Genomic DNA, 13,030 nt, shown 5'->3' with positions numbered 1-13,030 from the left:
GTGGTCTAGACCCCTCCCGTTTCGTACCGAAAGCGGGATTTGGGAGCGCTCTCTTTCCCGACTGGAGTACGAAACGGGTTCTTGGTTGGCTCGGCGGAGGGTGGGGCCGCGCGGTCAGGCGTGGTCCTGCCAGTCGACGCAGCGCGGGCGGCGGCCCGTTGAGCGGAATTCCGCCAGTGCTTCGCGGAGCTTGTCCAGCGGCACTCCGGCGTTGGGTGGGAACTCGCGCTTCGCCGCGCGGTCCACGTACAGCGGCGGCGCGCCTTCTTCGCGCGCTTTCCCCTTGGTGACCCAGGTTCCGACCTCGGCGCCGTCCTCCTCCTCGCGCGGGCCGACGTAGTGCAGCGCGCCGACCTCGCGCTCGTGGTCCACGTCGATCTGCACGTAGCGGCGCTGGTCCTGCTTCTCGGTCTTGCCCGGCAGCACCGGGGTCTGATCGCCCTGGCGCGCCCGCTCGACCGCCGCGTCGACCTCGCGGTCCGGCTTCGGCACGGGCGTGGGAGTTGCCGCCCTGGCAACGGGTGCCGCGCTCGCTCCGCCACCTCCGGCGAGCCGCGTCCTGAAGCGCTCCAACGACTTGTCCGCGTCGGTGCCCATGCGGAAGACCCGCAGCAGGTCCTCCCGCGCCGTCACCGCGAGCGCCGTCGCGTCCCGCAGGTCCTCCGCCGTGCTGCCCTCGCCCAGCGCCGCGAGCGCCCCCGCGTACTCCTCCAGCTGCTCTTCGACCTGTCCTAACGCCGCCAGGCTCTCCCCGAGCGTGCTGCGGACGTCGTCAACGCGCGCCGCGACGGCGCCCACCGAACTCGTCGACATGGAACCCCCTAGTCATGATCACCACTGACCGTAGCTCCGCTCACCACCACCGCAACCGCCGAAAGCGCACCCCCGCACTCCGCCGCCGCCCGCACCCACCATCGCGAAAGTCCCGTCCGGTGCGTCTAACGCCCTGAACGACCCGTTCAGTGCGCTCAACGCACCAAACGGGTCGTTCAGGGCTTTCCCGCGCACGAAACAGCCCCCGATCCGGGTGGAGGCGGGGGCTGTTCGGTGCGGCGTGGGCTAGTTGACGATGCCCAGGGAGGCGGCCTGCTGCTCCAGGGTGGCCAGGTGGGCGCGGGCGGCGGCGATGCGGTCCTCGTCGCCGCTGTCCAGCGCGCGGGTCAGCCGCCCCTTGGCCGCGGAGACCCGGCGGCGGACCGTGCGGATGGTGTCCGCCTGCTCCTGCTCCTTGGTCTGCTCGGCGGTCTCCGACGGCTCAGCCTTCGACGGCTCCGCCTTGGAGGACTCGGCCTTCGGGGCCTCGGCCTTCGGCTTGGCGGCGGCCTTCGGCTTCGGCTCGGCCTTGGGCGCGGCCGCGACCTCGGGAGCGGCCTGCTCGGCCGGAGCGGGCGCCGCGGGGGCGGGGACCACGGGCGCGGCGCCGTCGCGCAGCTGGAGCGGGACGCCCTGCAGCGTCATGAGCACGGTCGGCTCGTCGGCCAGCTGGCGGAAGAACGCGTGCTGCGTCTGCTGCGTCGCCAGGTTCGCCGGGATCGGCCAGAGCGCGGACTGCAGGCGCATGCCGACGCCCTTGTCTCCCACGGTGAACCCGGACTCCACCAGCGTGTTCAGCCACGCGGGCGCGCCGGTCGCGCAGTGCCCGGCCATCCACTGGAAGCCCGCGTCGCGGTAGTGGTCGGCGAGCCGGTTGAGGATGCGCGGGATCAGCTTCTGCGGCAGCGCCTCCGGCACCACCGAGAGCGCGCCCACCGCGACCATGGTCCTGGCGACCAGGCGCGCGGCCTGCTGCGGCAGCTTCAGCGCGGCGATCCACTGGCGCGGCACACCGGCCGCGCCCATGCCGACCAGGCGGTCGGTCTTGCGGTCGATCGCGACCAGCACCAGCAACTCGGTGCCGTTGGTGCCGTCGGCGCGGTCGGCCTCGATCGAGGAGCGCAGCAGTTCGGCGGTCGACGGGTCGTTCGGCAGCAACGCCGCGACCTGCCTGCCCTCGCCGACGCGGGCGGGGCGGACCCAGACCGAGGAGGCCACGGGTCGCTGGCCGGCGGAGCCCTGCCGCCGTCGAGTCTTCGTGCTGATCACGCCGGGTACCGTAGCGGTCACCCGGAGCAGCCCTTCTCGGGGCTTCCCCCGCCGTCAGGTGTGCCCTGATCAGGTGGAAAACGCGATCGACCGGCGTGTTGCGGGGTACCTCACCGGCGACCGACCCCGACGCGCTCTACCCGAAAGTGTGATGAAAGATGATCTTCAGGGGAGTATGCGCCCTGGTCGCGCTCGCCGCGCTGACCGCCTGCTCGACCGCGCCGCCGCCGGACACCGCGCCCACCGTGCCGCTGCCCGCGCCCGCCACCCAGGCCCCGGGCCAGCCCTCCCCGGCCGCGCCCAAGGTCGACCGCGAGCAGGCCCGCCGCCTCGCCGAACAGGCCGCGCCGGGCTTCCGCGTCACCGCCGTCGACCTCGACACCGACGACGGCCGCCGCACCTGGGACGTGGACCTGGTCAACGACCGCAACGAGCGCCGCGACCTGGACATCGACGCCGAGACCGGCCAGGTCCTGCCCGACCTCGACCCCGACTAGGGCTGGTCTGCCAAGGCGCGGTCGACGGTGTCGTAGGAGTCGAACTCGGAGTCCATGCCGGTGACCGCGAGCGGGTTGCCGACGACGGGGCCCTGGTAGACCAGCCGCAGCCGGGTGTTGCGCGCCTTGGCCAGCTCGGCGGCCTCGGCGAGCACGGACAGCCCGGAGGAGCCGAGGAAGGTCACCTCGGACAGGTCGAGCACGAGCAGCGCCTCGGAGCGGTCGAGCTGGCCCGCGCACTCCTGGCGCAGCGGGGCGGCGCTGAGCATGTCGATCTCGCCGCGGACGTGCACGACCGCGCCTGTCGGCAGCGGCCGCACGGAGAGCTGGATGAGATCGCCGGCGTCGGGGCCGTCCTCACCCTCGCCCCGGGCCGGCCGATCCGCGTGCCAGGTCATCTGCGCTCCTCGTCACGGCGATGTCGTGCAGCGTTGGCCCACGAGGCGGACCGCGCGCGGGAATTCAGGCGCGTGCCGCGTGAAACCACCCTCATCTGAGTCTATAGGCTGGGCCGAACCCGCTTGGGCGGTCCACCTCCCCACAGGGTTTCGGTGCCGGAGGTGCCCCACCGTCCCACGCCGAGGCGCGGGCTCACCGCCGAGCGCGATCATGGAGGCACCGTGCCCGACCGTTCCGGTCTCGCCACGCCGTTCCCGATCGAGGACCTCCCGGGCGCGGTGTGGCTGCTGGCGGGGCCGGGGGCCGAGGTCCTCGCGGCGAACTCCAACGCCTCCGCGAACCCCGCGCCGCTGAGCGATCCCGAGCTGCTGACCGCGCTGGCCGCGGTGCTGGAGACCGGGCGCCCCACCAGGACCGGGCTCACCGGCGCCCCGACCCGCGTCGCGCTCGTCGGTCCGCACCGCGACCCCGCTGGAGCCGTCATCGGCTGCCTGGTCCAGGTGGTCGACGTGGACGAGGTCGCGGCGCGCTGGGCGGTCGCCGCCGCGCAGAACCGTTTGCTGCCAGCGACTCTGCCCGTCGTGCCCGGCTACCACCTCGCCGCCCGCTACGTCGCCGCGACGCAGCCCGGCCGCGCGGGCGGGGACTTCTACGACGCGCTCGCGGTGGGCGGGGGCCGGCTCGCGGTGCTGCTCGGCGACGTCGTCGGAGCGGGGCTCGCGGCCACGGCGGTCACCGCGCAACTGCGGGGCGCCGCCATCTCCGCGCTGCTGGACGGCGACGGCGTCGACGCCGTGATCGCCCGGCTGGACCGCCTCGCCGCGCACGTGCCGGGAGCGGCGGGCAGCACCGTCTGCATCGCGGTGCTCGACCCCGCACGCGGAGAGCTCTGCGTGGGCAGTGCGGGCCACCCCCGGCCGCTGCTGCTGACCGAGCACGAGGCCGCTGAGCTGTCCTGGCGCATCGGGCCTCCGCTCGCACTGGCCGTGTGGCGCCCGCCCGCGCACACCGCCACCATCGCTGCGGGCGACGTTTTCGTCTTGTACTCCAACGGTTTGCTCAACGCGGGAGCTCTCACCGACTCGCTCAGGGGCGTGCCGCGGGAGGTGGACAGCGTGTGCTCGCACCTCGTCGGCTCGACGCTCAACGGGGAGGCGATCCTGGACGACGCCGCGCTGCTCGTGGTGCGCACGGAGCCCTCGCGCACTCCGCCGCTGTCGGTCGCGGTCACCGCCGCGCCCGACCAGCTGGCCACCATCCGCCGGGCGCTGCGCGAGTGGACCGCGCGGATCGGCCTCGACCCCGACGAGGTCCTGGGCCTCCAGCTCGCCGTCGGCGAGGCGGCCACCAACGCGATCGAGCACGCCTACCGCGACCGCGAGCCCGGTCCCGTGCGGCTGACCGCCGAGGTCCGCGGCGACGGCGACCTCGTCGTGGAGATCACCGACGAGGGGGAGTGGCGCACCACCGACCCCGGCGAGAACCAGCACCGCGGCCGGGGGATGCACCTGATCCGCAGTTCCATGGACGAGCTGGACGTGCGGCGCGGCGCAGACGGGACGGTCGTGCGGATGTCCCGGCACCTCGGGCGCGCCCGCCTCGCCGAGGAGCCCGTTGACCAGCCCCTCACCGACGAGACCGACCAGGTGAGCTTCGAGGTGCACACCGGGCACGAAGAGGTTCTGGTGCGGTTGAGCGGAATTCTCGACGCGGTCGACGCCGAGGAGGTGCACCGCAGGCTCCAGCAGCTCAGCCGCGCGGGCTCCGCGCCGCTGACCGTCGACCTGACCGGAGTGCGCCTGGTCGACAGCACCGGCGTGCGCGTGCTCTTCGAGCTGGCGTTGCAGGCCACGGCGGCGGGCGGCACGCTCACCGTCCTCACGCCCGAGGGCTCGCTGCCGCACCGCGTCCTCTCCATCACCGGCCTCGACCAGGTAGCCACCCTCACCATTCGCTGACCGCCCGCGGACATTTCGACGGAGCTTGTCGAGCAGATCAAGGCGAAGGCCGGTTATCGAGATGGCGACAATTCCTGGCTGACAGACGCAGGTCCATTGTGGTCCACTCTTTTGTCCTCGTCTGTCTCCGGCCGCCGCTCCGGGTGCTGCATTGCTGGTCCAGGGGTATACTGGTGTTGGTGAAGCGCTTGTTTTCGGTGTACCACTAACCCTGTCGGCGCTTCCTGTGAAAATCTCACGACAGCGAACCGCGAGCGGGCTGCAGGTAATTCTGCTGCTTTTGCCTGGCGGCGCTCATTCGAAAGGCCGACATGGCGAGCTTGAAGACGTTGCGGGCGAGGAGCGGCCTTGTGGTCGCGACCCTCGCCCTGCTGACCGCGTGCGGGTCTGTGCGCGGCGAGGCTGTCGCGGTCGAGTCGACCAGTGCCCGGACCGAGGTCAAAGCGGTAGCGGTCGACCTGTGTTCGAAGCTGAACTGGGGAGATCTCGGCTATCCGGGGGTGGGTGACCCCAAGTCCCGGCCGACCAAGACGGGCGACATACCCGAGTGGCAGCAGTCCTGCAGCTGGAACCAGCAGCAGTACAACGCGGGCTACAAGCCGCCGACGCCTCCCAATCGCGACAAGTACCCGCCAGGTATCGCTGGGGACATCGAGGCCATGGGCGGCGACATTGCGCTCTACAAATCCATTCAAGAAAATTCTTCCTGGGTCGTTGTCAAGATCGCCTATGATCCCAAGAGAAAGGCCAAAGAGTCTCCGGATCAGTATCAGGAGGCCGGTCGCACCATTTACCTGACGTGGGACAGCTCAACGAGCGTCTGCACTGCGAATCTCCCCTGGGTGGATGGCGCGCTCGCGATCGCTGTAGCGGACAAGACCAAGGCGTTCGGGGCGCCGTGCGACAAAGCGAAAAGCCTGGTCACGCTCTTGTTGCAACGAGAGGACCGGAAGTAGGCGCGTACCCAATGCGGCATTGGTTACGTCTGGCGAAACCAATGCCACATTGGGTATGACAGCGTGCGGGGTCAGGAGCTCTGGGCGTTCTCGGGTTCCAGGTGGGTGGCGATGAGCTGGAGCAGGAGTTCGGTGTCGACGGGCTTGGTGACGTAGTCGGTCGCGCCCGCGGCGAGGGTGCGCTTGCGGTCCTCGGGCATGGCCTTGGCGGTCACGGCGATGATGGGCAGGTCCTCGTGCGTGGCCATCTCGCGGATCGCGCCGATGGTGGCGTTGCCGTCGAGCTCGGGCATCATCACGTCCATCAGCACGAGCGCGATGTCGTCGTACTGCTCCAGCGCGCGCACCCCGGCGACGCCGTTGTCGGCGAACACCACGTGCAGGCCGTGCATCTCCAGCACCGCGCTCAGCGCGAAGACGTTGCGCAGGTCGTCGTCGACGATGAGCACCTTCTCCCCGTGGAAACGGGCGGAGGTCTGCATCGACACGAGCGCGGACGGCTCGATCACCATGGGCTGCGGGGTGGTCCGCGCGGGCGGTAGCTCGGCGGGCACGGGAACCGGGTCGAGCGACGGCACGCCGTTGGGATCGGGCACAGCGGAGTCCAGCGGCAGGTAGAGGGTGAACGAGCTGCCCCTGCCGGGCTCGCTGTGCACCTGGAGCTCGCCGCCGAGCAGCTGCGTCAGCTCCCTGGTGATCGACAGGCCGAGCCCGGTGCCGCCGTACTTGCGGCTGGTGGTGCCATCGGCCTGGCGGAACGCCTCGAAGATCACGGCGAGCTTCTCCGGCGGGATGCCGATACCGGTGTCGGAGACCACGAACGCGAGCAGGCCGGGCGCCGTGCGCAGCTCCTGGGTGCTCACCTCGGCGGTCTCGGCGTAGCGGATGCGCAGCTCGACGCCGCCGGAGTGGGTGAACTTGACCGCGTTGGACAGCAGGTTGCGCAGGATCTGCTGGAGCCGGTGCTCGTCGCTGAGCAGCGTCTCCGGCACCGACGGCGCGACGACGACGGAGAACTCCAGGCCCTTCTCCACCGTGAGCGGGCGGCACAGCGACTCCACGTAGCCCAGCAGTTCGCGCAGCTGGACGGAGGTCCGCTCGGCCTCCATCTTGCCCGCCTCCACCTTGGACAGGTCGAGGATGTCATCGATCAGCTGGAGCAGGTCGCTGCCCGCCGAGTAGATCGTCTTGGCGAACTCGGTCTGCTTCGGCGTGAGGTTGCCCTCGAGGTTGTCGGCGAGCAGCTTGGCCAGGATCAGCGCGCTGTTCAACGGCGTCCGCAGCTCGTGCGACATGTTCGCCATGAACTCCGACTTGTACTTCGAGGCCGTCGCCAGCTGCCGGGCGCGGTCCTCCAGCTCCTGCCGGGCCTCCTCGGTGCGGGAGTTCGCCAGGATGGTGTTGACGTTGACCGCGATGGTCTCCTTCAACTGCTCCAACAGGTCCAGGTGCACCGTGGTGAACTCGCCGAGCGCGGCCAGCTCCAGCACGCCCAGCGTCTGGCTCTCGAACAGCAGCGGCAGCACGATCACGTTGGTCGGCGTCGCCGAGCCCAGGCCGGAGGCGATGCGCGCGTAGCCCGCGGGCACGTCGGTGACCAGGATCGTCTTCTTGTCCTGCGCGGCCTGGCCGATCAGCGTCTCGCCGAGCGCGACGGCGGTGATCACGTCCTCGGCGCTGCGCCCGCCGTAGCTCGCGGTCAGCTCCAGCGTGACCCGGCCGCTCTGCGAGGTGCGGGCGAGGAAGAACGCGCCGCGCTGCGCGGAGACCAGCGGGGTCAGCTCGCTCATGATCAGCGAGGCGACGGCGCCCAGGTCGCGGTGGCCCTGCATCAACCCGGAGATCCGCGCCAGGTTGGTCTTGAGCCAGTCCTGCTCCTGGTTGGCCTTGGTGGTCTCCTCCAGGTTGGCGATCATCAGGTTGATGTTCTCGTTCAGCTCGGCCACCTCGCCGGAGGCCGCGACGTCGATCTGCCTGGTCAGATCGCCCGCGGTGACCGCGGTGGCGACGGCGGCGATCGCCCGGATCTGCGTGGTCAGGTTGCCCGCGAGGTTGTTGACGTTCTCGGTGAGCCGCTGCCACGTCCCGGAGACGCCGATGACCTCGGCCTGACCGCCGAGGATGCCCTCGGTGCCGACCTCGCGGGCCACGCGGGTGACCTCGGAGCCGAAGGCGGAGAGCTGGTCGACCATCGTGTTGATCGTCGTCTTCAGCTCCAGGATCTCGCCCTGCGCGTCGACGTCGATCTTCTTGCTCAGGTCGCCCTGGGCCACCGCCGTGGTGACCAGCGCGATGTTGCGGACCTGGCTGGTCAGGTTCTGCGCCATGAAGTTGACGTTGTCGGTGAGGTCCTTCCAGGTGCCCGCGACGCCGGGAACCCTTGCCTGGCCACCGAGTTGGCCCTCGGTGCCGACCTCGCGGGCCACGCGGGTGACCTCGTTGGCGAAGGCGCGCAACGTGTCCACCATGCCGTTGAGCGTCTCGGCCAGCGCCGCGACCTCGCCGCTGGCGTCGACCACGATCTTCTTGCTGAGGTCGCCGCCGGCCACCGAGCCCGCGACCGTCGCGATGCCGCGCACCTGGTTGGTCAGGTTCTCCGCCATCACGTTGACGTTGTCGGTGAGGTCCTTCCAGGTGCCCGCGACGCCGCGGACCTGCGCCTGGCCGCCGAGCTTGCCGTCGGTGCCGACCTCGCGGGCGACGCGGGTGACCTCGTCGGCGAAGGCGGAGAGCTGGTCGACCATCGTGTTGATGGTGTTCTTCAGCTCCAGGATCTCGCCGCGCGCGTCGACGTTGATCTTCTGCGTCAGGTCGCCGCGCGCCACGGCGGTGGTGACCTGGGCGATGTTGCGGACCTGGCTGGTCAGGTTGCCCGCCATGAAGTTCACCGAGTCGGTGAGGTCGCGCCATGTGCCCGCCACGCCCGGCACCGTCGCCTGGCCGCCGAGCCTGCCGTCCGAGCCGACCTCGCGGGCGACGCGGGTGACCTCGTCGGCGAAGGCGGAGAGCTGGTCGACCATGGTGTTGAGGGTGTTCTTGAGTTCGAGGATCTCGCCGCGCGCGTCGACGTCGATCTTCTGGCTGAGGTCGCCCTTGGCCACCGCGGTCGCCACGGAGGCGATGTTGCGGACCTGGCTGGTCAGGTTCCCGGCCATGGAGTTCACCGAGTCGGTGAGGTCGCGCCACGTGCCCGCCACGCCCGGAACCCGGGCCTGACCACCGAGAATGCCCTCAGTGCCGACCTCGCGCGCCACACGCGTGACCTCGTCCGCGAACGCCGACAGCTGGTCGACCATCGTGTTCAGCGTGTTCTTGAGTTCGAGGATCTCGCCGCGCGCGTCGACATCGATCTTCTGGCTCAGGTCGCCGCGCGCCACGGCGGTGGTGACCTGGGCGATGTTGCGGACCTGGCTGGTCAGGTTGCCCGCCATGAAGTTGACGTTGTCGGTGAGGTCCTTCCAGGTGCCCGCGACGCCCGGAACCTGGGCCTGACCGCCGAGGCGACCCTCGCTGCCCACCTCGCGGGCCACGCGGGTGACCTCGGAGGCGAAGGCGGAGAGCTGGTCCACCATGGTGTTCAGCGTGTTCTTGAGCTCCAGGATCTCGCCCTGGGCGTCGACGTCGATCTTCTGGCTGAGGTCGCCCTTGGCCACGGCCGTCGCCACGGAGGCGATGTTGCGGACCTGGGTGGTCAGGTTGCCCGCCATGAAGTTGACGTTGTCGGTGAGGTCCTTCCAGGTGCCCGCGACGCCGGGCACCGTGGCCTGGCCGCCGAGCTTGCCCTCGGTGCCGACCTCGCGGGCCACGCGGGTGACCTCGTCGGCGAAGGCGGAGAGCTGGTCCACCATCGTGTTGATGGTGTTCTTGACCTCCAGGATCTCGCCGCGCGCGTCGACGTTGATCTTGCGCGTGAGGTCGCCGCTGGCCACGGCGGATGCCACCGTGGCGATGTCGCGGACCTGCGCGGTCAGCGCGCCCGCCATGAAGTTGACGTTGTCGGTGAGGTCCTTCCAGATCCCCGCGACGCCGGGCACGTCGGCCTGACCGCCGAGGCGGCCGTCCGAGCCGATCTCCCGCGCCACCCTGGTGACCTCGCCCGCGAACGTGCGCAGCGTGCCGGTCATCGAGTTGATCGTGTCGGCGAGCGCGGCCACCTCGCCGCTGGCGTTCACCCGGATCTGCCTGCTCAGGTCGCCGTTGGCCACCGCAGAGGCCACCGAGGCGATGCTGCGGACCTGGCCGGTCAGGTTGGAGGCCATGACGTTCACCGAGTCGGTGAGGTCGCGCCACATGCCCGCCGCGCCCGGCACGTCGGCCTGGCCGCCGAGGTTGCCGTCCGTGCCGACCTCGCGGGCGACGCGGGTGACCTCGGAGGCGAACACCGCCAGCTGCTCAAGCAGCCGGTTCACCGTGATGCCCAGCTCGGCGATCTCACCGCCGCCGCGCCGGGTCGGGATGCGCGGGGACAGATCGCCCTCGGCCGCCGCGACCAGCACGCGGTTGAGCTCCACCGTGGGTCGCACCAGGTCGTCGACCAGCCCGTTGGCCGCGTCGACCGCGGTCGCCCAGCCGCCGCGCGCGCCGCCCTGGTCCAGCCGCGCGTCCAGCCTGCCCTGCTCGCCGACCGCCTGGCGCACCCGCATCAGCTCGCCGGCGAGGTGCTGGTTGCGCTCGGCGATCTCGTTGAACACCTCGGCCAACCGCGCGGACACGCCGTCGCCCGCTGGCATGAGCCGTCTGCGGAAGTTGCCGTCGCGCAGGTCCGTCATCGCGGTGAGCAGGCGCTCCAGCGCAGCGTCATCCGGGTCCCGTCGTCGAACGGACAGCTCCGACTGCGACTCCACGACACCTCCAGGCCGTATCGGGGTGAAGGACCCAGGGTCCCACGTCCGTCGGACAGTGTGGACCAGCCACTCGTCCGGCCGGTGGAGATCGCCCTCGTGCACCAGTCCTGGTGTCAGTGTCCTCGGCTAGGCTTGCCTCGGCCCTGCCACAAGACCGCCAACCAAAGGCAGCACAGGTGAGCAACACCGAACCGCGCGCACTGCCCGGCGGCTCGCCGGTGCGGAGCGTGTCCCTGGACGTGGTGCGGGCCCTGGTGGAAGACGCCGAGGGCGCCATCGTCGTCCAGGACAGCGAGGCACGGGTGCAGGCCGCCAACGAGGCGGCGATGTCGCTGTTCCCGGGCTTGGTGATCGGCAGGCGGCCCGAGCCCTCCGGCAGCGCCCTGTTCACCGTCGCGAGCGCGCCGGACGCGGAATTCGAGCTGACCCACCGGGGCGCCAGGCTGCGGGTGCGCCGCCGCGAACTGGGCGGCGGCTGGCACTCCTGGCGGGTGCTGGAGACCGAGCAGCCGGCCGCCGAGGAGCCGGCGGGCAACGGGCAGGCGACCGACGCGCGCTTCCTCAACGAGGTCGGGCTGCGCCTCGCCGAGCTGCGCGATGTCCCCCACACGGCTCGCGAGATCGCCGAATTGGCGGTCCCCGTACTGGGCGACGCGGTCGTCGTGGTGCTGCCGATCCCGCGCGGACGGGTGAACTGGTGGCGCTCCGGACGACCCGATCCCGGCAAGGCCCGCAGGCCCGCGCCGAGCACCGCGCCGGTCCTCGCCGCCGCGCTCGCCGGGCACGTGCAGGGCGCGCGGGTGATGTCCGCCGAGGAGGTCGAAGCGCTGCCGTGGCTGTCCGAAATGGACGGTGAGGTGCTGGTGATCCCCTTGCCGGGCGCCGGCGAGGGCATCGGCGCGCTGGTGGTCTCGGTGCGCTACGGCTACGACAAGCAGCGGCACCGCACGTTGGTGGACTTCGCCGCGCGGGCCGACCTGGCGATCGCGCGGGCGCGCAAGTGGGACGAGTACGAGCGGGCGATCACCGGACTGCAGACCACGCTCGTGCCGCGCGAGCTGCCGATGGTCCCCGGCGCGGAGCTGAGCGCCGCCTACCGTCCCGCGCGCGGTCCGCTCGGGGTCGGCGGCGACTTCTACGACGTGCGGCTGCGCGCGGACAACAGCGCGCTGTTCCTGCTCGGCGACGTGTGCGGCAACGGCGCCGAAGCCGCGGCGCTGACCGGGCGCGTCCGGCACACGATCGCCGCGCTCGACCTCGTGGAGCAGGACCCGTCGCGGTTGCTGTACCTGCTCAACGACGTGCTGCTGGCCACGCAGAGCCGTCGGTTCACCACGATGGTCGCGGGTTCGATGGCACGCTCCGGCCGAGGTCTCGCGCTGAACCTGACCTCCGGCGGGCACCCACCGCCGTTGGTGCTGCGCCGCGACGGCGAGGTCGAGGAAGTCGCGCTGCCCGGCACGCTCGTCGGCATCCTGCCGCACGCGCGCTTCCCGAGCTGTCGCGTGGAGCTGGACGCCGGAGAGCTGTGCCTGCTCTACAGCGACGGCATCACCGAGGCGCGCTCCGGCCCCGACGGCGTGCACATGTTCGGGCAGCACCGGCTGACCGAGCTGCTCGCGGGGTGCGTGGGGCTGTCGACGGCCGAGGTGATCGCTCGGGTGGAGCGCGCGGTGGACGAGTGGACCGGGGAGAACGACCGGGACGACGTCGCCGTGTTGGTTGTTCGTGCGGAGCCTTGATTTTTAGCTCGTTTTTCTGGGGTACGGCTGGGCTTCCAGGTTTTGTTGGGTTCGCGGGTTGTTGCGTGGGGTCGGCTTGACCTGGGGCCCCTTGCGCGTGCCGTCTTTGGCCGGGCGGGCACGGGATGAATCCCGGCCCACGCGGGCAAGCGTATGGCACGCGCACCCCAGGTAAAGCCGACCATTCCAGCCGCGTGTTCTGTTTCGTGGGGGTTGCGTTTTTCGGGTGGTGGGGCGCCTGGGAATTCATTCTTTAGGGCCATGATCGACTATTATTTGCGGGTAGTATTGAGGTATGGCCCTCGATGAACTGTTGGTCGAGGTTGAGGCGAAACATGCTGCTCTTTGTCATGCGAAAGCGGAACTCGCCACGGCCTTGATCGCATTCCATGTCGCTGCTGACGATCGTGATTACCGGTATGTGCAGAATGAGGTCGCCTCGTCCCTGCACATCTCCCGACGTGCGGCTGACCGCATCCTGTCCAACGCCGCCGAGCTGACCGAGCGCCCGTTGGTGTTGGCGGCTCTGTCGGCGGGGTTGATCGATGAGGG

Annotated in this window: 9 protein-coding genes; 5 read left to right on the top strand and 4 right to left on the bottom strand. The window is 70.7% G+C overall.

Annotated elements, in window-relative coordinates:
• Positions 1-114: 114 nt before the first annotated feature.
• Positions 115-813 (bottom strand): Imm1 family immunity protein, encoded by a 699-nt coding sequence (locus tag CCN37_RS00355; RefSeq protein WP_143261336.1) that lies wholly within the window; start codon positions 811-813, stop codon positions 115-117.
• Positions 814-1,059: 246 nt separating this feature from the next.
• Positions 1,060-2,082 carry a hypothetical protein gene (locus CCN37_RS00350; RefSeq protein WP_086818567.1) on the bottom strand — a complete coding sequence of 341 codons (1,023 nt, stop codon included), beginning with the start codon at positions 2,080-2,082 and terminating at the stop codon, positions 1,060-1,062.
• Between the two features lie 158 nt (positions 2,083-2,240).
• On the opposite strand from CCN37_RS00350, the gene CCN37_RS00345 reads away from it, so the two are divergent.
• A complete protein-coding gene (locus CCN37_RS00345; RefSeq protein WP_086818566.1) occupies positions 2,241-2,579 on the top strand; it encodes a PepSY domain-containing protein in 339 nt (112 codons plus the stop codon).
• Here CCN37_RS00345 and CCN37_RS00340 read toward each other — a convergent pair.
• A complete protein-coding gene (locus tag CCN37_RS00340; protein WP_086818565.1) occupies positions 2,576-2,977 on the bottom strand; it encodes an STAS domain-containing protein in 402 nt (133 codons plus the stop codon). The genes CCN37_RS00345 and CCN37_RS00340 overlap by 4 nt on opposite strands.
• A 222-nt stretch (positions 2,978-3,199) precedes the next feature.
• Here CCN37_RS00340 and CCN37_RS00335 point away from each other — a divergent pair, with 222 nt between their 5' ends.
• Together CCN37_RS00335 and CCN37_RS00330 are read left to right on the top strand one after the other, a co-directional pair.
• On the top strand, positions 3,200-4,936 hold the full coding sequence (locus tag CCN37_RS00335) for an ATP-binding protein (RefSeq protein ID WP_143261334.1): 1,737 nt from the start codon (positions 3,200-3,202) through the stop codon (positions 4,934-4,936).
• Positions 4,937-5,286: 350 nt separating this feature from the next.
• Positions 5,287-5,892, top strand: coding sequence for a hypothetical protein (locus CCN37_RS00330; RefSeq protein WP_168200467.1), 606 nt, complete (start codon positions 5,287-5,289; stop codon positions 5,890-5,892).
• A 71-nt stretch (positions 5,893-5,963) separates the two neighbouring features.
• Here CCN37_RS00330 and CCN37_RS00325 read toward each other — a convergent pair whose 3' ends face one another.
• Positions 5,964-10,535 carry a HAMP domain-containing protein gene (locus CCN37_RS00325; protein WP_371503557.1) on the bottom strand — a complete coding sequence of 1,524 codons (4,572 nt, stop codon included), beginning with the start codon at positions 10,533-10,535 and terminating at the stop codon, positions 5,964-5,966.
• 377 nt (positions 10,536-10,912) lie between these two features.
• Between CCN37_RS00325 and CCN37_RS00320 the strand changes: the two genes are divergently transcribed.
• Positions 10,913-12,478, top strand: a complete 1,566-nt coding sequence (locus CCN37_RS00320) for a PP2C family protein-serine/threonine phosphatase (protein WP_086818562.1) — start codon at positions 10,913-10,915, stop codon at positions 12,476-12,478.
• A 295-nt stretch (positions 12,479-12,773) separates the two neighbouring features.
• A partial coding sequence (locus tag CCN37_RS00315; protein ID WP_143261332.1) for a DUF222 domain-containing protein occupies positions 12,774-13,030 on the top strand: 257 nt, incomplete at its 3' end.

The sequence above is a fragment of the Allokutzneria sp. NRRL B-24872 genome, assembly GCF_002155965.1.
Taxonomy (GTDB): Bacteria; Actinomycetota; Actinomycetes; order Mycobacteriales; family Pseudonocardiaceae; genus Allokutzneria.
The sequence above is the reverse complement of the archived record's forward strand: the minus strand, read 5'-3'. Positions and strand labels throughout refer to the sequence as shown.